Genomic DNA, 21745 nt, shown 5'->3' with positions numbered 1-21745 from the left:
CCCCCCCCCCCCCCCCCCCCCCCCCCCCCCCCCCCCCCCCCCCCCCCCCCCCCCCCCCCAGGCCCGCGGCCTGCACGCCGAGGACAGCGAAGCCAGCGCCGCCATGGCACGCCATGGCCTCCAGCTGCTCGGTGAGCTCCTCCCCGGCGGCGGCTACCAGATCCTGACCCACTGCAACACCGGTGCCCTCGTCTCCGGTGGGGAGGGCACCGCGTTCGCCGTCGCCCTCGCCGCCCACCGGCAGGGCCGGCTGCGCCGTCTGTGGGTCGACGAGACACGCCCGCTGCTCCAGGGGGCCCGCCTCACCGCCTACGAGGCCGCCCGCGCCGGTATGGCGTACACCCTGCTCACGGACAACGCGGCCGGTTCGCTCTTCGCACGAGGCGACGTCCACGCCGTCCTCATCGGCGCGGACCGCGTCGCCGCCGACGGCTCCGTCGCCAACAAGGTGGGCAGCTACCCTCTCGCGGTACTCGCCCGCTACCACAACGTGCCCTTCATCGTCGTCGCCCCGACCACCACCATCGACCAGGGCACCGCTGACGGCTCGTCCATCGAGATCGAACAGCGTCCCGGCCAGGAAGTGACCGAATCGGGCGGACGCCTCGTGGCGCCGCTCGGGACGCAGACGTACAACCCTGCGTTCGATATCACACCCGCGGCTCTGATAACGGCAATAGTCACTGAAAACGGCGTAATTGCACCGGTCACCTCCGATGCCTTGACAGCTTTGTGCCCGTCTCGTGCTCCAGGTCACGATCAGGTAATGGGATGATGGTCGCTATGAAGGGACGCGTCCTGGTCGTCGACGACGACACCGCACTGGCAGAGATGCTCGGCATCGTGCTGCGCGGAGAAGGTTTTGAGCCGTCGTTCGTGGCCGACGGTGACAGGGCCCTCGCCGCTTTCCGTGAGACCAAGCCCGATCTGGTCCTCCTCGACCTCATGCTCCCCGGACGGGACGGCATCGACGTGTGCCGCCAGATCCGGGCCGAGTCCGGGGTGCCCATCGTCATGCTCACCGCGAAGAGCGACACCGTCGACGTCGTCGTGGGCCTGGAGTCCGGCGCCGACGACTACGTCATCAAGCCGTTCAAGCCCAAGGAGCTCGTCGCCCGCGTGCGCGCCCGGCTGCGCAGGGCCGAGGAGCCGACCCCCGAGCAGCTCACCATCGGCGACCTCGTCATCGACGTCGCCGGGCACTCGGTCAAACGGGACGGCCAGCCGATCGCGCTGACCCCCCTCGAGTTCGACCTGCTCGTCGCGCTCGCACGCAAGCCCTGGCAGGTCTTCACCCGCGAGGTGCTGCTCGAGCAGGTCTGGGGCTACCGGCACGCCGCCGACACCCGCCTGGTCAACGTGCACGTGCAGCGTCTGCGCTCCAAGGTCGAGCGGGACCCCGAGCGTCCCGAGATCGTGGTGACCGTCCGCGGCGTCGGCTACAAGGCCGGACCCGGCTGACATGGCCACCCCGTACGAGCGTGAACGGACGGAGAGCCGGCACGCGGACCCCCTGACGGGTCTGCTGCCGGTGCTCCGCTCGCTCGTGCGCTGGGCGAGGCGGCCCCTGCAGCCCGCCGTACGGCTCTGGCGCCGCAACATCCAGCTGCGCGTGGTCGCCACCACCCTGCTGATGTCCCTCGGCGTCGTCCTGCTCCTCGGCATCGTCGTCATCGGGCAGGTCAAGAACGGACTGCTGGACGCCAAGCGGCAGACCGCCCAGAGCCAGGCCGTCGGCGGCTTCGCCGTCGCCAAGGAGAACGCCCGCAACGTCACCGGCACCGGCGGCACCGGCGAGGGAACCGACGGGCGCAGTCAGACCGACACCGCCACCTGGCTCAACAACCTCGTCGAGGGACTCGCCAGCAGCGGACAGGGCGTCTACTCGGTCGTCGCCCTCAGCTCCGACGCGCAACAGCCCTACGGCCTGCGAGCCGACAGCCCCGGCACCCACGCACCGCGCGGCTCCGGCGGCGTCCGGCCCGAGGAGAGCGTGCCCGCCGACCTGCGCAAGGCACTCGACGAGCAGTCCGACGTCTTCGAGCGCTACACCTCGATGAAGAGCGACAGCGTCCCCGACGGGGAACCCGCCCTCATCGTCGGCCAGCGCCTCAGCGACCCCAACGGCAAGCCGTTCCAGCTGTACTACCTCTTCCCCTTCGACCAGGAGGACAAGACCCTCGGCCTGGTCAAGGGCACCCTGGCCACCGCAGGGATCTTCGTCGTCGTCCTGCTCGGCGCCATCGCCTGGCTCGTCGTTCGCCAGGTCGTCACGCCCGTCCGGATGGCCGCCCGCATCTCCGAGCGGCTCGCCGCGGGACACCTCCAAGAACGCATGAAGGTCACCGGCGAGGACGACATCGCCCGCCTCGGCGAGTCCTTCAACAAGATGGCCCACACCCTCCAGGTCAAGATCCAGCAGCTGGAGGACCTGTCGCGGATGCAGCGCCGCTTCGTCTCCGACGTCTCCCACGAGCTGCGCACCCCGCTGACCACCGTGCGCATGGCCGCCGACGTCATCCACGAGGCCCGGGAGGACTTCGACCCCGCCACGGCCCGCTCCGCCGAACTGCTGCAGAACCAGCTGGACCGCTTCGAGTCGATGCTCTCCGACCTCCTGGAGATCAGCCGCTTCGACGCGGGCGCCGCGGCGCTGGAGGCCGAGCCCATCGACCTGCGCGACGTGGTACGACGTGTCGTCGACGGCGCCGAGCCGATCGCCGAACGCAAGGGCAGCCGCATCGTCGTCCACGGCGACGAGCAGCCCGTCACCGTCGAAGCCGACGCCCGGCGCGTCGAACGCATCCTGCGCAACCTCGTCGTCAACGCCGTGGAGCACGGTGAGGGCCACGACGTCCACGTCCGCATGGCCTCCGTCGGGGGCGCCGTCGCCGTCGCCGTGCGCGACCACGGCGTCGGCCTCAAGCCCGGCGAGGCCACCCGCGTCTTCAACCGCTTCTGGCGCGCCGATCCCGCCCGCGCCCGCACCACCGGAGGCACCGGCCTCGGGCTCTCCATCGCCTTGGAGGACGCCCGCCTGCACGGCGGCTGGCTCCAGGCCTGGGGCGAGCCCGGCGGCGGCTCCCAGTTCCGGCTGACCCTGCCCCGTACCGGCGCCGACACCCTCCGCGGATCGCCGATCGCGCTCGAGCCCGAGGACTCCCGCCGCAACCGCGAGCTCGCGAGCACGCTCTCCCACCGGGGCATGCCGCCCGGCGCCACCGCGCTCGACGCCGCCACGCCTCGGCCATCCGGACACCACGGCTTCCCGGCGCCGCGGTTCGCCGCGCCCGCCATCCCCTCCATGCCGTTCACCCCGCCGCGGCCGCCCGCCGCCGACCCCGCGGCCCTGCCCGGCAACGGCGCTCGGGTCGTCGGACACCGCGCCGGCGCCGGCACGGTCACCCACCCCACGACAGCGGACGAAGCGCGGGAGGACGACGACTGATGCGCGCGAAGGGGGGCGGCCCGCCGAGGCCGGCCGTTGCGGGTGTGCTCCTGGGCGTCCTCGTGCTGCTCACGGGCTGCGCCTCCATGCCCAGCAGCGGCGAGGTGCACGAGGTCGGCGGGGAGAAGCACGCCGACACCGACCCCCAGGTCCGGGTCTTCGGAGTCAAACCGCAGGGCGGAGAGACCCCCCGCGAGATCGTCAGCGGTTTCCTCGAGGCCACCACCAGCGACGAGGCCGACTACGCCACCGCCAAGCTCTACATGACCGATGAGCAGGCCAAGCGCTGGAAGCCCCAGTCGGGGATCACCGTCCTCGCCGACGGAGCCGTCCAGGTGCAGGAACCGGTCCCGGCGGCCGCCGCCAAGGACGGCGGCAGCACCCAGATCACCCTCACCGGCAGCAAGGTCGCCACCGTCGACGCCCGGCACGCCTACCGCGCCGAGAACGGCACCTTCAGCAGCGGCATACGCCTGACCGAGGAGCACGGGGAATGGCGCATCGCCGGTGTCGCCGACGGCCTTGTGCTGAGCGAGGCCGACTTCCAGCGCTTCTACCGCTCCGTCGACACCTTCTACTTCGCCGCCCCCGGGCCCGGCCCCAAGGACGCCGTGGCCGGCCGGGACGACCTCGTCGCCGACCCGATCTACCTGCGCAAGCGCGTCAACGTGCTGAGCAACGCCGTCAACGCCCTGCTCGCCGGGCCCACCGACTGGCTGGAGCCGGTGGTCGTCTCGGCCTTCCCCGCGGGCATCCGGGCCAAGGAGGTCGAACTCGACGACTCCCAGCGGGTGACGGTGAAGCTCAAGGGTGCCCCCGGCGGCGACAGCGAGCGCTGCGAACGGATGGCCGCCCAGCTCATCCAGACCGTCCAGGGCATGTCGTCCACGCCCGTGCCCTCCGTCGAGATCCAGGGCCCCTCCGGCCGCGCTCTGTGCACGCTGCATCGTGAGGACGCCGGCGCCTACGCACCCGACAAACTGGTCGGCGCCAGCAAGGAGCAGTACTTCGTCAACGCGGAGCACCATCTCGTCAGCCTCAGCGGCAGCGGTACGGACACCAGGCCCGGCGCGGTGGCCGGTCCTCTCGGCAGCGGGCCCTTCCGGGTGGGTTCCGCCGCAGTACGCCGCGACGAGCACTACGCCGCCGCCCTCAGCGAAGACGACGCGAGCCTGTATGTGACCGAGCTGAGCGACGACGCCCAACTCGGCCCCGTCGTGCTCCGCAGTGTGGCCGCCGACCCGAAGAACCGGTTCACGACCCCCAGCTGGGACGGCTATGGCGACCTCTGGATCGCCGACCGCGACCCCGACCGGCCGCGGCTGCTCATGCTGCCGGACGGCACGGGCAGCCCCGTCCGCGTCGATGTGCCGGAGCTCGGCGACGGGCGCATCGAGTCGCTGCGGGTGGCGGCCGACGGCGTGCGCATCGCCCTGCTGGTGCGCGAGGGCAACCACACCACGCTGCGGCTCGGGCGGATCGAGCGTTCCGGCAACGCGGCCGAACAGAAGATCACGGTGGCGGAGTTGCGCAGCGTCGCGCCGCAGTTGGAGGACGTCATAGCGACGTCCTGGGCAGGGTTCAGCCGGCTGGTCGTGGTGGGTCGCGAGGAGGGGGGAGTGCCGCAGATCCAGTACGTGGACGTGGACGGCTCCAGCGCGTCCTCGTCAAGCCTGCCGGGCATCAGCGGAGTGGTGTCGGTGGCTGCGTCGGAGCGTCAGGACGCACCGCTGCTCGCGGAACTCGAGGGCGGTGTCTTCCGGCTGCCGCCCGACGGCAACTGGAGGGAAGTCGCGCCCAAGGCCGGCTCGCCCGTCTACCCCGGCTGACGGGCGGACCACCCGTTCACTCCGGGTGCCGGGGGGGTGTAGGTTCCCGGGTGCCGGGTGCCGGGTGCCGGGTGCCGGGTGCCGGGTGCCGGGTGCCGGGTGCCGTGGGAGCCGTGCCTGTCCGGCTGCCCGATCCACTCCGGCACGGGGCCGGCCACAGCCCCCGCCGCAGGCCGTGCAGGTCTGCTCCGCCGGGCGCGGCAGCAGTTGTCCACAGGCTGAGGACGGGGCTGGCGCCGATCGCGCGTTCCCGGCATCGTCGAGTCATGCGAGGAGCTCAAGGACGGCGGTCCGCTCGGTGCGGCCGCGCGGTGCGCTCATGGTGGCGGGAGATGGCCGGGCTCCTGCTTCCGGCCGAGTGCGCGGGGTGCGGGGCGCCGCGGATCATGCTGTGCGACGAGTGCGGCGCAGCGCTGTACGAGCCGGGGCCCCGGGAGGTCCGGCCGGACGCGCCGCCCGCGGGGCTGCCCGCCGTCTGGGCGGCCACCGTATACGCCGACCAGCCGCGCGCGGTGCTGCTGGCGCACAAGGAGCGTGGCGCGCTGGGCCTGGCCCGTCCCCTGGGCGGGGCCCTGGCGGGAGCGGTCTACGCGGCGGTGCGGGGAGGGGGTGGGGGTGGGGCCCCTGATACGCGGCGCCGGGAAGACGACCTCCCCCTCCCCACCCCTCCCGCTGTCATCCCGTCCCGTGCCCTTCCCCCCTTCCTCCTCGTCCCCGTCCCCTCCTCCCGCCGGGCGGTCGCCGCCCGCGGCCATGACGCGACCCGACGCCTGGCCCTCGCGGCTGCCGCGGACCTGCGGCGGGACGGGCTGACCGTCCGGGTGGCCGCGGTGCTGCGGCAGTGCCGCGCGGTCGCCGACCAGTCGGGGCTGGGCGCCCGCGACAGGCCCGCGAACCTCGACGGCGCCCTGACCGCCGTGCGCGGCGCCGGCCGCCTCCTGAGGACCGCCTCGGTGGTGCTGGTGGACGATCTGATGACGACGGGCGCCTCGCTGGCCGCGGCGGCCGGTGCGGTCGAGGAAGCCGGTGCCCGGGTCCTGGCCGCGGCGGTCGTCGGCGGCCCGGCGCCGTTGCGCCGTCCCACGGGGGGTCGGGGAGACCGGGGTGCTACGGGCGGGCGGTCAGGCCGAGTCTCTGGACGGAGTCCTGGAAGCTGACACCGCGAAGCAGCCAGCCGAACAGGCGGTTCGCTCGAACGTCCGGTCCGGTCGAACGTCTCTGACGATGTCGAACGGAGGTGCGAAGGGGAGGGCGGCTTGCCGGGCGGCGGAGTGTGCGCCGCGCGGCAGGCGAGAACAAGCCGAAGTCGGCGCTCACGGCCGCCCTCGCAGGTGACACAAGGGGCATGTCGCCCAAAGACAGGTAGAGCGCTTCTGGGGGTGCCGACCCCGGGGCAGCGGGTCTATGTTCGGTGGTGAGGGGTGGCGGCACCCGCTGCGGGCCGCCGTTTCCCGGACCGTGACACGCGGTTCACCCATGGTTCAGTGGGTGAATCCCTGTTTCGCGGGGGAGGAGGAGGTGAGAGTCGCGGCTTCGCCGCCCGGAAGCCTCCGAGCGCGCGGAGCGGCTACGAACGTCGACGCCGGGCGGGACTTGGTGCCCCCCGGCCTCAGCGCAAGGGATCGCCGCGCGAGACCGAGGCGATCCGGGAACGGAGTTCTGCGTGGACATCGTCGTCAAGGGCCGTAAGACCGAGGTGCCCGAGCGGTTCCGCAAGCACGTGAACGAGAAGCTGGAGAAGATCCAGAAACTCGACGGCAAGGTGATGAGCCTCGAGGTCGAGGTGTCCAAGGAACCGAACCCCCGGCAGGCAGAACGTTCCGACCGGGTGGAGATCACGCTGCGCACCCGTGGCCCGGTGATCCGGGCCGAGGCCGCCGCTCCCGACTCCTACGCGGCGCTCGACGTCGCGGTGAACAAGCTCGAGGCGCGGCTGCGCAAGGCGGCTGACAAGCGCCGGGTGCATCGTGGCGGAAGCCGTGCGCCGATGAGCGTGGCGGAGGCGACGGCCGGGCTGGCCACGGCCGAGTTCAACGGCACCCCGAGCGGCGGGGAGACGTCCACAGGCGTGCCCACCACCAAGATCGGCGGTCGTCTCGAGGTCCAGGGCGAAGGGCCCCTGGTGGTTCGCGAGAAGACGCACGCTGCAGCACCTATGACGCTTGACCAGGCCCTCTACGAGATGGAACTGATCGGGCACGACTTCTACCTGTTCATCGACTCCGACACGGGACAACCGAGTGTCGTCTACCGGCGGCACGGCTACGACTACGGCGTCATCCATCTCAAGGCGGACCCCTCCGTCGAGGATGCGCCGTCCGGCGCGGGTGGTGCGCTCCGCCGGTGAGCTAGGGATCAGCGGTGACGCTCCCGGGCGGAAAACGACCTTCGCCTGGGGGCGTCGCCGTGCCCGGGCATGGAATCATGGGCGGGCAGCCAATGCGCGGGCCGCACCGCTCGGTTGGCCTGGCACGGAGAGTGCGACTACCGCGGGCGCCGGCCCGAGGGGGAGGAACCGATGGCGGACAGCTTCGAGCCCGCGCCGGCCGGTGGCGAGGAGCCCGGCACGGGCGCCGCGGGGAGCCCGGCTGCCGCCGGTGCGCCGCGCAAGGAGCCGATCAGGGTGCTCGTGGTGGACGACCACGCCCTGTTCCGCCGGGGGCTGGAGATCGTGCTCGCGCAGGAAGAGGACATCCAGGTCGTCGGCGAGGCGGGGGACGGCGCGGAGGCGACGGAGAAGGCCGCGGATCTGCTGCCGGACATCGTGCTGATGGACGTGCGGATGCCCAAGCGGGGCGGTATCGAGTCCTGCACCTCTATCAAGGAGGTGGCCCCCAGCGCGAAGATCATCATGCTGACGATGAGCGACGAGGAGGCGGACCTCTACGAGGCCATCAAGGCGGGGGCGACCGGCTACCTCCTCAAGGAGATCTCCACCGACGAGGTGGCCACGGCGATCCGCGCCGTGGCGGACGGCCAGTCGCAGATCAGCCCGTCGATGGCGTCGAAGCTGCTCACCGAGTTCAAGTCGATGATCCAGCGCACGGACGAGCGCAAGCTCGTGCCGGCCCCCCGGCTGACGGACCGTGAGCTGGAGGTGCTGAAGCTGGTCGCCACCGGCATGAACAACCGGGACATCGCCAAGGAGCTCTTCATCAGCGAGAACACGGTGAAGAACCATGTGCGCAACATCCTGGAGAAGTTGCAGCTGCACTCGCGGATGGAAGCCGTGGTCTACGCGATGCGGGAGAAGATCCTCGAGATCCGCTGATCCGCTGATCCGCTGATCCGCTGGCCCTGGCCCTGGCCCTGACCCCTGGCGCTGACCGTGTCCCGCCTCCGGGTCCGTCGGTGCCGCTGAGCCGGTCGGCTGAGCAGTCCCCGCGTCGGCCGCGCCGGCCGCCTCGGGTGCGTCCGGTCAGGAAGCGGCGACGGCTTCGGCCAGGGCCGCGGCGAGCTTCGGGACGTCGAGCCGTTCGATACGGACCTCCTCGCAGCCTACCCACGCGGCGGCCTCCCGCAGCGCCTGCGCCATGGGCTCGACGGCGCGCGCGGACTCCAAGGACACCTGACGGGCTATCAAGGTCTTTCCCTCGCGGGCCGGGTCGGCGCGGCCGACCAGTCGGCCGCCGGACAGCAGCGGCATCGCGAAATACCCGTGCACGCGCCGGGGCTTGGGGACATAGGCCTCGAGGCGGTGGGTGAAGCCGAAGATGCGCTCGGTGCGGGGCCGGTCCCAGATCAGGGAGTCGAAGGGGGAGAGCAGGGTCGTGCGGTGGCGGCCGCCGCGGGAGGCGTCCGCCAGGGCGGCCGGGTCCGCCCAGGCGGGCTTGCCGCCCCAGCCCTCGACCTGGACGGGCACGAGGCAGGTGTCGGCGATGACCGCGTCGACCTGCTCACCCTTGAGGCGGTGGTAGTCGGCGAGGTCGGCTCGGGTGGCGACGCCCAGTGCGGCACCGGCCTGGGCGACCAGGCGGCGCAGGCATTCGGCGTCGTCGATGTCGTCGTGGAGGAGGGCGTCGGGGACGGCGCGCTCGGCGAGGTCGTAGACGCGCTTCCAGCCGCGCCGTCGGGTGCAGACGACCTCGCCGGTGTCGAGCAGCCACTCCACTGCGATCTTGGTCTCGGACCAGTCCCACCAGGGGCCGCCGTTCTTGGCGCCGCCGAGTTCGGTTGAGGTCAGCGGTCCGTCGGCCTTGAGCCGGTCCAGCACGGCGGCGGTGGACCGGTCGGCGTCCTCCAGCACGTGCCAGCGGTGGCCGCGGGCCCGCCGGGCCCGGCGGCGGAAGGCGAAGTGCGGCCATTCCTCGATGGGCAGGATGCAGGCGGCGTGCGACCAGTACTCGAAGGCGTGGTTCTCCGTCCAGTAGGCGGTCTCGACCGCGGCGCGGCCGACGGCGCCGAGGCGGGCGTAGGGGATGAGCTCATGGGAACGGGCGAGCACGGAGATGGTGTCGAGCTGCACCGCGCCCAGCCGCCGCAGAACACCCCGGACGCCGCCGCGGCGGTCGGGGGCGCCGAGGAAGCCCTGCGCGCGCAGGGCCGTGCGGCGGGCGTCATCGGCGGAAAGGGACACGGGCGTCGTCATGGAGCCACCCTAGAAGGCGCCACCGACAATCCGTGCCCGTCCGTGCCCGTCCGTGCCCGTCCGTGCCCGTCCGTGCGGGGCCGGCGCCCGCGTACGCGACAGCCGAGCCCGACCGAACCGCGCCGCTGAGCCCGACCGAACCGCGCCGCTGAGCCCGACCGCCCCGCCCCGCCGAGCCCGACCGCCCCGCGCCGCCGAGCCCGACCGAACCGTTCGCCCGTCCCGAGCCGCCCCCCGTCACCCGCCCTGGTGCGGGAGGTAGGCCGCCCCGTGGGTCAGGCCCAGGTCGGAGGGGAGCAGCGCGCCGACCCACGCGTCCCGGCGGGTGCCCCGATGGACGATCTTGCCGCGCATGGTGCCCTCCATCCGGAAGCCGGTCTTGAGGGCGACCGCGCGGGAGCCGGTGTTGCCCGCCTCGGCGTACCACTCCAGGCGCTCCACGCCGAGCTCCTCGAAGGCCCAGCGGACGACGGAGCCGGCGGCCTCGGCCGTGAGGCCGCGGCCGCGCTGCTCCTTGGCGGTCCAGTAGCCGAGTTCGGCCTGCCGCTCGGCGGTGTTGAGCTGGGCCAGCCGCACCAGGCCCATGGCTCCCACCAGGTATCCCTCGTCGCGCGTGGTGACGGCGAAGTTGTAGATGGTGTCGTCGCGCCAGCCGTCGGGACAGGTCCGCGTGACAAAGTCGCGTGCGTGCTCGAGGGTGTACGGGGACGGCACGGGTGTCCAGCGGGGGATCTCCGGGTCCTGGCAGGCGGCGCGGACGGCTTCGACGTCGTCCGGCCCGAAGGGGCGCAGGATGAGGCGGTCGGTGGTGAGGGTCACGGGTTCCATGGGCCCGGAGTATCGCCGAGCGGGGGGCCTGGTGGCGACCGAGAACAGCGGATCGGGGCCGCGATCGGCAGCGAGAACCGCCCGGCTTGGCGACGGACCTCCCGGCCCGCTGGTGTCCTCGCTTACGATGGCCGTTGCAGCGGGGTGTGACCTGCTGTGCCAGCGCGAGAAACCGTGCCAGGCCCGACCGGCAAGGAGCCAGCCTACGTGTCCGTCCTCAACAAGATCCTGCGTGCAGGCGAAGGCAAGATCCTGCGCAAGCTGCACCGCATCGCGGACCAGGTCAATTCCATTGAAGAGGACTTCGTCAATCTGACGGACGCCGAGCTGCGGGCCCTCACGGACGAGTACAAGGAGCGCTACGCCGACGGCGAGAGCCTGGACGACCTGCTCCCCGAGGCGTTCGCCACCGTCCGCGAGGCAGCGAAGCGCGTCCTGGGTCAGCGGCACTACGACGTCCAGCTCATGGGCGGTGCGGCGCTGCACCTCGGCTACGTCGCCGAGATGCGCACCGGTGAGGGCAAGACCCTGGTCGGCACGCTGCCGGCCTATCTGAACGCCCTGTCCGGCAAGGGCGTGCACCTGATCACCACCAACGACTACCTCGCCGAGCGCGACTCGGAGTGGATGGGCCGGGTGCACCGCTTCCTGGGCCTCCAGGTCGGCTGCATCCTCGCGAACATGACGCCGGCGCAGCGCCGCGAGCAGTACGCCTGTGACATCACCTACGGCACCAACAACGAGTTCGGCTTCGACTACCTGCGCGACAACATGGCGTGGTCGAAGGACGAACTGGTGCAGCGCGGCCACAACTTCGCGATCGTGGACGAGGTGGACTCGATCCTCATCGACGAGGCCCGTACGCCGCTGATCATCTCCGGTCCCGCGGACCAGGCGACGAAGTGGTACTCGGACTTCGCGCGGCTGGTGACCCGCCTGAAGCCGGGCGAGGCCGGCGGCATGGGCAAGCCGGAGACCGGTGACTACGACTTCGACGAGAAGAAGCGCACCGTCGCCATCCACGAGGCGGGCGTGGCCAAGGTCGAGGACTGGCTGGGTATCGACAACCTCTACGAGTCGGTGAACACGCCGCTCGTGGGCTACCTGAACAACGCCATCAAGGCCAAGGAGCTCTACAAGAAGGACAAGGACTACGTCGTCATGGACGGCGAAGTCATGATCGTCGACGAGCACACCGGCCGTATCCTGGCCGGCCGCCGCTACAACGAGGGCATGCACCAGGCGATCGAGGCCAAGGAGGGGGTGGAGATCAAGGACGAGAACCAGACGCTCGCCACGATCACCCTCCAGAACTTCTTCCGCCTGTACTCCAAGCTCTCGGGCATGACCGGTACGGCGATGACCGAGGCCGCGGAGTTCCACCAGATCTACAAGCTCGGCGTGGTCCCGATCCCGACCAACCGCACCGTGCAGCGCAAGGACCGGGCGGACCTGATCTACCGCACCGAGGAGGCGAAGTTCGCGGCGGTCGTCGAGGACATCGTCGAGAAGCACGAGAAGGGCCAGCCGGTCCTGGTCGGCACCACCTCGGTCGAGAAGTCCGAGTACCTGTCGCAGCAGCTGAACAAGCGCGGCGTCCCGCACGAGGTGCTGAACGCCAAGCACCACGAGCGCGAGGCGTCGATCGTCGCGCAGGCCGGCCGCAAGGGCGCCGTGACGGTGGCCACCAACATGGCCGGCCGCGGTACGGACATCAAGCTGGGCGGCAACCCGGACGACCTGGCCGAGGCGGAACTGCGGCAGCGCGGTCTGGACCCGGTGGAGCACGTCGAGGAGTGGGCGGCGGCCCTGCCGGAGGCGCTGGAGCGCGCCGAGGCGGCGGTCAAGGCCGAGTTCGAGGAGGTCAAGGAGCTCGGCGGCCTGTACGTCCTGGGCACCGAGCGCCACGAGTCCCGGCGTATCGACAACCAGCTGCGCGGCCGCTCCGGCCGTCAGGGCGACCCGGGCGAGTCCCGCTTCTACCTCTCCCTCGGTGACGACCTGATGCGCCTGTTCAAGGCGCAGATGGTGGAGCGCGTGATGGCGATGGCCAACGTGCCTGACGACGTGCCGATCGAGAACAAGATGGTGACCCGGGCCATCGCCTCCGCCCAGTCCCAGGTCGAGCAGCAGAACTTCGAGATCCGCAAGAACGTCCTGAAGTACGACGAGGTGCTCAACCGGCAGCGCGAGGTCATCTACGGCGAGCGCCGGCGCGTCCTGGAGGGCGAGGACCTGCACGAGCAGGTGCGTCACTTCATGGACGACACGATCGACGACTACATCGCGATCGAGACGTCCGAGGGCTTCGCGGAGGACTGGGACCTGGACCGGCTGTGGGGCGCCTTCAAGCAGCTCTACCCGGTCACGGTGACCGTGGAGGACCTGGAGGAGGCCGCGGGCGACCGGGCGGGCATCACCGCGGACTTCATCGCGGAGATGGTCAAGGACGACATCCACGAGCAGTACGACGCGCGGGAGAAGCAGCTCGGCTCGGAGATCATGCGCGAACTCGAGCGGCGCGTGGTGCTGTCGGTGCTGGACCGCAAGTGGCGTGAGCACCTGTACGAGATGGACTACCTGCAGGAGGGCATCGGCCTGCGGGCGATGGCGCAGCGCGACCCGCTGGTGGAGTACCAGCGCGAGGGCTACGACATGTTCAAGGCCATGATGGACGGCATCAAGGAGGAGTCCGTCGGCTACCTGTTCAACCTGGAGGTCCAGGTCGAGCAGCAGGTCGAGGAGGTTCCGGTGGAGGCCGGCGCCCCGCAGGACGCCGCCCCGACGCTGGTCAAGCAGGACGCCCGTCCCGAGATCCGGGCCAAGGGCCTGGAGACCCCGAAGCGGGCCGACCGGCTGCACTTCTCCGCTCCCACGGTGGACGGCGAGGGCGGTGTCGTCGAGGGCGACTTCGAGAGCGACGCGGGCCAGGAGTCGGACGGCATGACGCGTGCGGAGCGCCGTCGTGCGGCCAAGGGCGGCCGGCGCCGCAAGAAGTAGCGATCACGCGTTACCGGGGCCGGACTCCTCGCGGAGTCCGGCCCCGGCGCGTGTCCGGGTCCGCTTCAGGGCTCGCGCGGATCGGCGCGGTCAGTGCGCCTCGACGGCGGCGCAGCGCCAGGCGGCGGCGCTCCCGAGCGTCCGGGGCCCCCGTGCCCCGGCCCCCGGCGTACCGGCCACGGGCGTCCCGGTTCCTCGCGCCCCTCGGGCCCCGTGCGCTCCAGGCGGAAGGCGAGGGCCCGCACGACGTGCGGGGTGAGCAGGACGACGGCGCAGACCTCGACGGCGGCGCCGTCCGGGACGGGGGAGACGCGCGGCGGCTTGAGCAGCCGAGGCAGGTGGCCGCGGGAGACATAGCGCCAGTCGGCGCGGGCTCCCACCAGGTCCCAGAGCCGGTCGTAGGCCTCGGGGCGCATCCGGCCGGCCAGGCTGGTGATGGGCCGACGCCCGGTGAGGACCTCCAGCAGCCGCCCGGCGAACCAGACGTGCGGCGGCAGGGCGGTGATGTGCCGCGCCGGCGAGGGCGCGGACGCCCTGGGCACGGACGGCGCAGGGGAGGGCGCGGGCGTGAGCGCGGACCCGGGCACGACCGCGGACGCGGACGCGGGCATGGGTGTCAGGACAGGCATTGGTGGGACCCCCGTGGTCTACCGACTGGTAACCGGGTTCTACGGGGACGGGCGCGGCCGCCGGAAGCCGGCCCCGGGGGCTTGGGGAGGCGGTGCCGGATTCACCTATCAGGGGTGATGCGCCCGTATGCTGACGCCATGCGCGTCTACATCCCCACGACCCTCCCCGGCCTGGCCGAGGCGTACAAGGCGGGTGAGCTGGGCCCCGCTCCGCTGGACGCCTTCGCCGTCACCCCGAGCCTGCGCGAGTGGTACGTCTCCGACGACATCGAGGAACTGGAGTACGCCGCGCTGACCCGCGCCGCCCAGGCCTCCCTGCGCCGGCTCGCCGCCGATCCGGACGCGCCGAGGCGGCGTGTGGTGGTCGCGGTCGACGTCGCGGACGGCGCCGTGGCCTTCGACCCCGACCGCGGCCTCGACCCCTCGGCGCTGGGCGCGGTGCGCCTGGCCGCGCCGGTGCCGCTGGCCAGGGCGGCCGCCGTCCACGCCGACGCCGACGAGGCCGAGCGGGACGTCACGGCGGCCGCGGACGCCCTGGGCGCGGCCGACGCGGGTGACGACGACGCCCGCTTCACCGTCGACGGCGCCGAGGACCACGAGCTGCTCTGGTACGCCACCCAGGAGATCCCCGCGCTCATCGCGTGAGGTGACCGGGCGGACACTCAGCGCGCGGATTTGACCTGGGCACTTGCCTTGAGGACGTGAGGTCTGGGTACGGTTTCGGGTGTGAACGCGCATCTCGTGTGGGACTGGAACGGCACGCTGCTCCATGACATCGACGCGGTGATCGAGGCGACCAACGCCTCCTTCGCCGAGATCGGGCTGCCGCGGATCACGCTGAAGCGCTACCGCGAGCTGTACTGCGTGCCGGTCCCCCTGTTCTACGAGCGGCTCATGGGCAGGCTCCCCACCGACGAGGAGTGGGAGGTGATGGACGACATCTTCCATCGCCACTACTGGACCCTCGCCGGGACGTGCGGCCTCGCCGAGGGGGCCGCGGAGATCCTGGCGCGGCGCCGCTACGAGGGGCTGACGCAGTCGCTGTGCTCACTGGCGCCCCACGATCGGCTGATACCGATCCTGCGCACGCACGGCATCGAGAACCACTTCCTGCGGGTGGACGGCCGTACCGAGGGCACCCACAGCGGCAAGTCCGAGCAGATGGCGCGGCACGTCGCCGCGATGGAGGGCATCGCGGCGGACCGCATGGTGGTCATCGGCGACGCGGTCGACGACGCGGTGGCCGCCCGCCACGTCGGGGCCAGGGCGGTGCTCTACACCGGCGGCTCGCACAGCCGGGCCAGCCTGGAGACCGCGGGGGTGCCCGTGGTCGACTCCCTGGAGGAGGCCGTGGAGACCGCCGAGGCCCTCGTCGCCTGAGCCTGGCGGGTGCCGGGTGCCGGGTGCCAGATGCCGCCGGATGCCGGGTGGTGCCGGCACCGGGACCGCGGCCGAGGACCCGCCGGGGAGCCGTCGTCCCGCACTTCCCGGCCGCCGGTCAGGTCACCGGCGCTGTGGAGCGCAGCACCGTGAGGAATTCGCGCATCCAGGCCGGGTGGTCCGGCCAGGCCCGCGAGGAGACCACGACGCCGTCCACGACGGCCTCGGAGTCCTGGAAGCTCGCCCCGGCCGTCTCCATGTCCATCTCCAGCGCCGGGTAGGCGGTGACGCGGCGCCCGCTGAGGGCGCCCACGGCGGCCGTCAGCAGCGGCCCGTGACAGATCTGCGCGACGGGCTTGTCGGCGTCGAAGAACGCCTTGAGCACCTTGCGCAGCTCCGGGTCGTTGCGCAGGTACTCCGGGGCGCGGCCGCCCGGGATGACCACGGCCGCGTACGCGCCGGGATCGACGTCCGCGAAGGCCAGGTCGGCCGGCCAGCTGTAGCCGGGCTTCTCGGTGTAGGTGTCGAAGCCCTCCTCGAAGTCGTGGACGACGAACCTGAGCTTCTTGCGGCTGGGGGCCGCGATGTGCACTTCGTACCCCTCTTCGAGGAGTCGTTGGTACGGGTACATGACTTCCAGCGATTCCGCCGCATCGCCGGTCACAATCAGGATCCTGGTGGCCATGGCCGGTGTCCCGCCTCTCGCCGTGTGCCGTTCCGTCGGCCGTGTGCCGGTGCTCCGCGGCCCCTCGGCCTCGCGCCCCCGCCTTTCCGCGCGTCGCGCCGCCCTCCCGCGTATCGGTCGTGTGAACGTCTCGCTACGTCACCTCGACGTTCCCCTCCTCAACCTGCACCCGCACGGGCGGGCTGTCCAGTTCGTCAAAGAATGGTTCGTGGTTTTGTACACAAAGAGCCCCTGACAGCCCCCCCGGCCGTAGCGATAGCCTTGCATCGTGATCAGCGCTGACCCATCGATCACCACCACCTACGTCACGCAATGGCGCGCGACAGGAGCATGAGGACATGCAGACCAAGCTGGACGAAGCCAAGGCCGAGCTGCTCGCACGGGCGGCCCGGGTAGCTGAGAACAGCCCGGCGGGGGGACCACCTGGCCAGGGCCTGGACAGAAAGGCTCTGGAAGCCTTCCTCCAGCGTTATTACCTGCACAGCGCCCCCGAGGACCTGCTCGACCGCGATCCGGTCGACGTCTTCGGCGCCGCAGCGTCCCACCACCGGCTGGCCGAGGTGCGTCCGCAGGGCACGGCCAACGTGCGCGTGCACACCCCCACGGTGGAGGAGAACGGCTGGACGTGCAGCCACACGGTCGTCGAGGTGGTCACCGACGACATGCCGTTCCTCGTCGACTCCGTCACCAATGAGCTGTCGCGGCAGGACCGCGCGATCCACGTCGTGGTCCACCCGCTGATGCAGGTGCGCCGTGACGTGACCGGGAAGCTGCTGGAGGTGCTGGACACCGCCCCCGGCGACGGCGACGGCGCGCCGCACGACGTGCTGACCGAGTCCTGGATCCATGTGGAGATCGACCGCGAGACCGACCGCGAGGACCTGAAGCAGATCACCGCCGATCTGCGCCGGGTCCTTTCCGACGCCCGCGAGGCCGTCGAGGACTGGCGGAAGATGCGCGACGCCGCGCTGCGCATCGCCGACGAGCTGGCGGCGACGCCGCCGCCCGGGCTGCCCGAGCAGGAGGTCGGCGAGGCCCGGGAGCTGCTGCGCTGGCTCTGTGAGGACCACTTCACCTTCCTCGGCTACCGCGAGTACGCGCTGACCACACAGACCACCCCGGAGGGCGAGGAGGACGTGCTCACCGCCGTCCCCGGCACCGGGCTCGGCATCCTGCGCTCCGACCCGCGGCACCGTGTGGAGGAGTCGGAGAACGGCGACGCGCTCTCGCCGTCCTTCAACCGGCTGCCCGCCGACGCCCGCAAGAAGGCTCGCGAGCCCAGGCTGCTGATCCTCACCAAGGCCAACAGCCGCGCCACGGTGCACCGCCCCTCCTACCTCGACTACATCGGGGCGAAGAAGTTCGACGCCGACGGCAACGTCGTCGGCGAGCGCCGCTTCCTCGGCCTGTTCTCCTCGGCCGCCTACACCGAGTCCGTGCGCCGTGTGCCGGTGGTCCGCCGCAAGGTGCAGGAGGTGCTGGAGGGCGCGGGCTTCTCCCCGGACAGCCACGACGGCCGCGACCTGCTGCAGATCCTGGAGACCTACCCGCGCGACGAGCTCTTCCAGACCGGGCCGGACGAGCTGCGCGAGATCGTCACCAGCGTGCTCTATCTGCAGGAGCGCCGCCGACTGCGGCTGTTCCTGCGCCAGGACGAGTACGGCCGCTACTTCTCGGCGCTGGTCTACCTGCCGCGCGACCGCTACACCACGGGTGTGCGGCTGCGGCTGACCGAGATCCTCAAGGAGGAGCTGAACGGCGTCACCGCCGACTTCACCGCGTGGAACACCGAGTCGGTGCTCTCGCGGCTGCACTTCGTGGTCCGTGTCGCCCCCGGCACCGAGCTGCCGCACCTGACCGACCGCGACATCGAGCGGATCGAGAACCGCCTGGCCGACGCCGCACGCTCGTGGGCGGACGGTTTCGCCGAGGCGCTGGTCTCCGAGTGCGGCGAGGAGCGCGCGGCCGAACTGACCCGGCGCTACGCGCACGCCTTCCCCGACGGCTACCGGGCCGACTTCACCCCCCGCGCGGCCGTCGCGGACCTGCAGCACCTGGAGCGCCTGCGCGGCGAGGACTTCTGCCTCAGCCTGTACGAGCCGGTCGGCGCCGCACCCGACGAGCGCCGCTTCAAGATCTACCGCACCGGCGCCCCCGTGTCGCTGTCCGCGGTGCTGCCGGTGCTGCAGCGCCTGGGCGTCGAGGTCATCGACGAGCGCCCGTACGAGTTGCGCCGCGCCGACGGCTCCCGCGCCTGGATCTACGACTTCGGGCTGCGGATCGACCCCTCGCTGGGCGACCTGGGCGACGACGCCCGTGAGCGCTTCCAGGACGCCTTCAGCGCGACCTGGAAGGGGCAGGCCGAGAACGACGGCTTCAACTCGCTGGTGCTGCGCGCCGGCCTTTCCTGGCGCCAGGCGATGGTGCTGCGGGCGTACGCCAAGTACCTGCGGCAGGCCGGAACGGCCTTCTCCCAGGAGTACATGGAGGACACCCTCCGCAACAACGTCCACACCACCCGGCTGCTGGTCAACCTCTTCCAGGCCCGGCTCTCCCCGGACCACCAGCGGGCCGGCAGCGAGCTGACCGACGCCCTGCTGGAGGAGGTGGACGCCGCCCTGGAGCAGGTCGCCAGCCTGGACGAGGACCGCATCCTGCGCTCCTTCCTGACCCTCATCAAGGCGACGCTGCGCACCAACTACTTCCAGCGCGCCGAGGGCGGCAGGCCGCACGCCTATGTGTCGATGAAGTTCGACCCGCGGGAGATCCCGGACCTGCCCGCGCCGCGTCCGGCGTACGAGATCTGGGTGTACTCGCCGCGCGTGGAGGGCGTGCACCTGCGCTTCGGCAAGGTCGCCCGCGGCGGACTGCGCTGGTCCGACCGGCGCGAGGACTTCCGCACCGAGATCCTCGGCCTGGTCAAGGCGCAGATGGTGAAGAACACCGTCATCGTGCCGGTGGGCGCCAAGGGCGGCTTCGTCGCCAAGCAGCTGCCGGACCCGGTGGCCGACCGCGAGGCGTGGCTGGCCGAGGGCATCGCCTCCTACAAGACCTTCATCTCCGGTCTGCTCGACGTCACCGACAACCTGGTCGGCGGCCAGGTCGTGCCGCCGGCCGACGTGGTCCGCCACGACGGTGACGACACCTATCTGGTGGTCGCCGCCGACAAGGGCACCGCGTCCTTCTCCGACATCGCCAACGAGGTCGCCACCTCCTACGGCTTCTGGCTCGGCGACGCGTTCGCCTCCGGCGGCTCGGTCGGCTACGACCACAAGAAGATGGGCATCACCGCCCGCGGTGCATGGGAGTCGGTCAAGCGGCACTTCCGCGAGATGGGCCACGACACCCAGAGCGAGGACTTCACCGTCGTCGGCGTCGGCGACATGTCCGGTGACGTCTTCGGCAACGGCATGCTGCTCAGTGAGCACATCCGGCTGGTCGCCGCCTTCGACCACCGGCACATCTTCGTCGACCCCGAGCCGGACGCGGCGGCCTCCTACGCCGAGCGCCGCCGGATGTTCGAACTGCCGCGCTCGTCGTGGGCGGACTACGACACCAAACTGATCTCGCACGGCGGCGGGGTCTTCCCCCGCACCGCCAAGGCGGTCACGCTCACCCCGCAGATCCGCAAGGCGCTCGGCATCGAGCAGCCGGTGGCGAAGATGACGCCGGCCGAGCTGATGAAGGCGATCCTCAAGGCGCCGGTCGACCTGCTGTGGAACGGCGGCATCGGCACCTATGTGAAGGCCTCCTCCGAGTCGCACTCCGACGTCGGCGACAAGGCCAACGACGCGATCCGCGTGGACGGCGGCGAACTGCGCGTCAAGGTCGTCGGCGAGGGCGGCAACCTGGGCCTGACCCAGCTCGGCCGGATCGAGTTCGCCCAGACCGGCGGCCGGGTCAACACCGACGCCATCGACAACAGCGCCGGCGTGGACGCCTCCGACCACGAGGTCAACATCAAGATCCTGCTCAACGCCGTCGTCGCCGAGGGCGACCTGACGGTCAAGCAGCGCAACGTGCTGCTGGCGGAGATGACCGACGAGGTCGGCGCGCTCGTGCTGCGCAACAACTACGCGCAGAACGTGGCCCTGGCCAACGGCATGGCCCAGTCGGCCAGTCTGCTCCACGCCCACCAGCGCTTCCTGCGCAGGCTGGTCCGCGACGGCAAGCTGGACCGGGCCCTGGAGTTCCTGCCCTCCGACCGGCAGATCCGCGAACGGATGAACGCCGGCCAGGGCCTGACCCAGCCGGAGCTCGCCGTCCTCCTCGCCTACACGAAGATCACCGTGTCGGAGGAGCTGCTCGGCACCGGGCTGCCCGACGACCCGTATCTGCGGCAGCTGCTCGACGCGTACTTCCCCAAGGCGCTGCGGGAGCGGTTCCGGGCGCAGATCGACGGGCACGCGCTGCGGCGCGAGATCGTCACGACGATGCTGGTCAACGACACCGTCAACACCGGTGGCACCACCTTCCTGCACCGCTTCAAGGAGGAGACCGGGGCCACCACCGAGGAGATCGTGCGGGCGCACACCGCGGCCCGGGCCATCTTCGGTCTGAACGCCGTCTGGGACGAGGTGGAGACGCTGGACACGGTCGTCCCGGCCGATGTCCAGACCCGGATCAGGCTGCACTCGCGGCGGCTGGTCGAGCGGGGTACCCGCTGGCTGCTGAACAACCGGCCGCAGCCGCTGGCGATCGCCGAGACCATCGACTTCTTCCGCGAGGGCGTCGCCACGGTGTGGGCGGTGCTGCCGAAGCTGCTGCGCGGCGCGGATCTGGAGTGGTACCAGTCGATCCACGACGAGCTGACCGGCGCGGGCGTGCCCGAGGAGACGGCGACACGGGTCGCGGGGCTCTCCTCGGCCTTCCCGACGCTCGACATCGTCGACGTGGCCGACCGGACGGGCAAGGACCCGCTGGCGGTCGCCGAGGTCTACTACGACCTCTCCGACCGGCTGCAGATCGCGCAGCTGCTCGACCGGATCATCGAGCTGCCGCGGGCCGACCGCTGGCACTCCATGGCCCGCGCGGCGATCCGCGAGGACCTCTTCGCGGCGCACGCGGCGCTCACCGAGGACGTGCTGTCCGCCGGCGACGGCTCCGCCACTCCGGAGCAGCGCTACAAGGCATGGGAGCAGTCGAACAGCGCGCTGATCGGTCGGGCCAGGACGACGCTGGAGGAGATCCAGGGCTCGGAGAGCTTCGACCTGGCGAACCTCTCGGTGGCGATGCGGACGATCCGCTCGCTGCTGCGCGTCCGCCGCTGACCCGCTGCCGACGCCACGCCGCAGCAGGCACACGCAGGCACACGCAGGCACGGCCGGGGGGGGGGGGGGGGGGGGGGGGGGGGGGGGG

15 protein-coding genes are annotated in these 21745 nt (G+C 71.6%); 11 read left to right on the top strand and 4 right to left on the bottom strand.

Translation table 11 applies throughout. The features are described 5' to 3' along the window. The 7 genes from AC3ET4_RS27205 to AC3ET4_RS27175 form a co-directional block, all read left to right on the top strand. The coding region (locus AC3ET4_RS27205; protein WP_431953926.1) for a s-methyl-5-thioribose-1-phosphate isomerase at positions 1-775 on the top strand (775 nt) is incomplete at its 5' end. Further along, the gene (gene mtrA / locus AC3ET4_RS27200; RefSeq protein WP_431953924.1) at positions 772-1461 is read left to right on the top strand and encodes an MtrAB system response regulator MtrA; all 690 of its coding nucleotides are present in this window, start codon (positions 772-774) and stop codon (positions 1459-1461) included. The genes AC3ET4_RS27205 and mtrA, both read left to right, overlap by 4 nt. Before the next feature lies 1 nt (position 1462). Next, positions 1463-3448, top strand: coding sequence for an MtrAB system histidine kinase MtrB (gene mtrB / locus AC3ET4_RS27195; protein WP_431953922.1), 1986 nt, complete (start codon positions 1463-1465; stop codon positions 3446-3448). After that, positions 3448-5277 carry an LpqB family beta-propeller domain-containing protein gene (locus tag AC3ET4_RS27190; RefSeq protein WP_431953920.1) on the top strand — a complete coding sequence of 610 codons (1830 nt, stop codon included), beginning with the start codon at positions 3448-3450 and terminating at the stop codon, positions 5275-5277. The genes mtrB and AC3ET4_RS27190 overlap by 1 nt, the downstream gene beginning before the upstream one ends. A gap of 332 nt (positions 5278-5609) precedes the next feature. Then, positions 5610-6434 (top strand): ComF family protein, encoded by an 825-nt coding sequence (locus tag AC3ET4_RS27185; protein ID WP_431953919.1) that lies wholly within the window; start codon positions 5610-5612, stop codon positions 6432-6434. A gap of 506 nt (positions 6435-6940) precedes the next feature. Beyond that, positions 6941-7624 carry a ribosome hibernation-promoting factor, HPF/YfiA family gene (hpf, locus tag AC3ET4_RS27180; RefSeq protein ID WP_431953917.1) on the top strand — a complete coding sequence of 228 codons (684 nt, stop codon included), beginning with the start codon at positions 6941-6943 and terminating at the stop codon, positions 7622-7624. Positions 7625-7795: 171 nt separating this feature from the next. After that, positions 7796-8548: a response regulator gene (locus tag AC3ET4_RS27175; protein ID WP_431953915.1), complete on the top strand. Its 753-nt coding sequence runs from the start codon at positions 7796-7798 to the stop codon at positions 8546-8548. A gap of 147 nt (positions 8549-8695) precedes the next feature. On the opposite strand, the gene AC3ET4_RS27170 is transcribed toward AC3ET4_RS27175, so the two are convergent. Then, positions 8696-9865, bottom strand: coding sequence for a winged helix-turn-helix domain-containing protein (locus tag AC3ET4_RS27170; protein WP_431953913.1), 1170 nt, complete (start codon positions 9863-9865; stop codon positions 8696-8698). 237 nt (positions 9866-10102) lie between these two features. Further along, complete coding sequence (locus AC3ET4_RS27165; protein ID WP_431953911.1) at positions 10103-10693, bottom strand: GNAT family N-acetyltransferase; 591 nt, start codon at positions 10691-10693, stop codon at positions 10103-10105. 207 nt (positions 10694-10900) lie between these two features. On the opposite strand from AC3ET4_RS27165, the gene secA reads away from it, so the two are divergent. Beyond that, entirely contained in the window at positions 10901-13693 is a 2793-nt protein-coding gene (gene secA / locus AC3ET4_RS27160; protein WP_431953909.1) for a preprotein translocase subunit SecA, read from the top strand. A 65-nt stretch (positions 13694-13758) separates the two neighbouring features. Here secA and AC3ET4_RS27155 read toward each other — a convergent pair whose 3' ends face one another. Then, a complete protein-coding gene (locus AC3ET4_RS27155) occupies positions 13759-14304 on the bottom strand; it encodes an Rv3235 family protein (RefSeq protein WP_431953907.1) in 546 nt (181 codons plus the stop codon). Positions 14305-14460: 156 nt separating this feature from the next. On the opposite strand from AC3ET4_RS27155, the gene AC3ET4_RS27150 reads away from it, so the two are divergent. Then, positions 14461-14967 carry a DUF6912 family protein gene (locus AC3ET4_RS27150; protein WP_431953905.1) on the top strand — a complete coding sequence of 169 codons (507 nt, stop codon included), beginning with the start codon at positions 14461-14463 and terminating at the stop codon, positions 14965-14967. A gap of 81 nt (positions 14968-15048) precedes the next feature. After that, positions 15049-15702 (top strand): HAD family hydrolase, encoded by a 654-nt coding sequence (locus AC3ET4_RS27145; RefSeq protein ID WP_431953903.1) that lies wholly within the window; start codon positions 15049-15051, stop codon positions 15700-15702. 118 nt (positions 15703-15820) lie between these two features. Here the strand turns inward: AC3ET4_RS27145 and AC3ET4_RS27140 are convergent, their stop codons facing one another. Further along, entirely contained in the window at positions 15821-16387 is a 567-nt protein-coding gene (locus AC3ET4_RS27140; protein ID WP_431953901.1) for a DJ-1/PfpI family protein, read from the bottom strand. Between the two features lie 338 nt (positions 16388-16725). Here AC3ET4_RS27140 and AC3ET4_RS27135 point away from each other — a divergent pair, with 338 nt between their 5' ends. After that, the gene (locus AC3ET4_RS27135) at positions 16726-21657 is read left to right on the top strand and encodes an NAD-glutamate dehydrogenase (RefSeq protein WP_431953899.1); all 4932 of its coding nucleotides are present in this window, start codon (positions 16726-16728) and stop codon (positions 21655-21657) included. Positions 21658-21745 lie beyond the last annotated feature (88 nt).

This window comes from Actinacidiphila sp. bgisy167 (genome assembly GCF_057707665.1).
This window is presented reverse-complemented; position numbering and strand designations above follow the sequence as displayed.